A 1,529-nucleotide genomic window follows, 5' to 3' on the forward strand; every position below is an offset into this window, starting at 1 on the left:
CGACCCGCCCGTGCCCCCCCTCGAACCCGCAGGTGAGACCGCGGCCGCCCACGCTGTAGCGATCCGCGCACGGCACCACGCGCGCGCGGGCGTCGTAGAGCGCCAATGCGCTCACCAGCTTCATGAGCGATCCCGGCGGGCGCAGCGTGCGAAACACCAGCGTCGCATCGGTGACCGCACGCACCTCGCGATGGTCGATGTCGTAGACGATGACTGCGCCAGGGCGCCCGCGCATGACCATCATCACCTTCGCCTGCAACGCCTCATCGACGGCGACACGAGGCGACCCGCCCAGCGCCGCCGACAACGTGAAGAGGCAGGCCAAGACGGTCCACACGATCCGCTGCCAACCGCGCGAGGTCATATGCAAAAGTGTACCCCACGAAGGTCACAGAACCGTAACGGCGCGATTGCAGGCAAGTACGCCTTTGGGCTGAAGTTGAGCACAATAGAGCTCAACATCGACAGGTTGAGCACAATAGAGCTCAACATCGACACTGGAGGTCGGAATCGTGCACACGCCCGTCAATCCCACTCGGCAGGTGACGCGAAGATGAGCAATCCCCTCACCATCCCCTCGACATCCACACCCAAGCGACGCGCTGGCGATACCGCACGCCCCTTCTGGTTGCAATTGCTGTGGGTTCTCATCGCCTCGCTCATCGTCGCAGGGCTGCGGGGCGACCTCGTCCCTCCGCGCATCACCGCGCCCCGCATCGATCGAGACGCACTCCGCGGCGCAGGCACGACGGGCACCATCGTGATGGCCGAGCGGTTCGGTGAGGGGTCGGTTCTGACAACCGTGAACGCCTCCTCCGCCGACGCGCGCGATGTGAGAACCGAGAAACGCGCGTGGCTGTACCAGCCGACTGCTTCGTCAGACGGCCAGGCAGTTGCCGTGGCCCGAATCGAGGAAAAAGGCTACGCTGTCGAGATCGTCACCGCCAGCGGTCGTACCCGCAAGCGCTACACGGTTCCCGCATGGCCCTGGCTTGCGTGGCGCCCCGAGCGCGCGCAGCTTGCGGTGGCGAGCGCTCACCACAACGGGGAAGATGGAATCCACCTGCTCGACCTCGAGACCGGCCGCTGGCAACGACTGGTGGCAGGCGCGCAGGAGGTATGGCCTGCCTGGTCGCCCCAGGGAGACGTGCTCGCCTACAGCCGCCTCGAGCCGCAGCGCAGCATCTATCTCTTCGACCTCAACACGAAGCGAGAGAGACGCTTCTGCGAGGGCGTGCTGGCCGCCTTCGATCCGCGCGGAGGTCGCCTGGCAATCATCCGCGGCGACCGCGAGGCCATCGAGCTGGTCGACCTCTCGACCGCACAGCGAGCGATCGTGGCGAAAGGGAGCACCTACGGGCGTCTGGCCTGGTCGCCTGATGGGCGGTTCCTGCTGGCCGACGACACGCAAGCGCGCACCTACGTCTTGATCGACGTACAGAGCGGCGCTGCCACGACTATTGGCCGCGTCGACGGCACCTCCCACGGATTCTGCTGGGGACGGTCAGAACCGACAAAGGGTGCGGCTG

2 protein-coding genes are annotated in these 1,529 nt (G+C 66.3%); one reads left to right on the forward strand and one right to left on the reverse strand.

From position 1 onward, the window contains the following. Positions 1–364: hypothetical protein (locus tag EB084_25205; protein ID NDD31563.1), on the reverse strand; the 364-nt coding region annotated here is incomplete at its 3' end. Positions 365–553: 189 nt separating this feature from the next. Between EB084_25205 and EB084_25210 the strand changes: the two genes are divergently transcribed. Further along, the coding region (locus tag EB084_25210) for a hypothetical protein (GenBank protein ID NDD31564.1) at positions 554–1,529 on the forward strand (976 nt) is incomplete at its 3' end.

Source organism: Pseudomonadota bacterium, from assembly GCA_010028905.1.
Classification (GTDB): Bacteria; Vulcanimicrobiota; Xenobia; order RGZZ01; family RGZZ01; genus RGZZ01.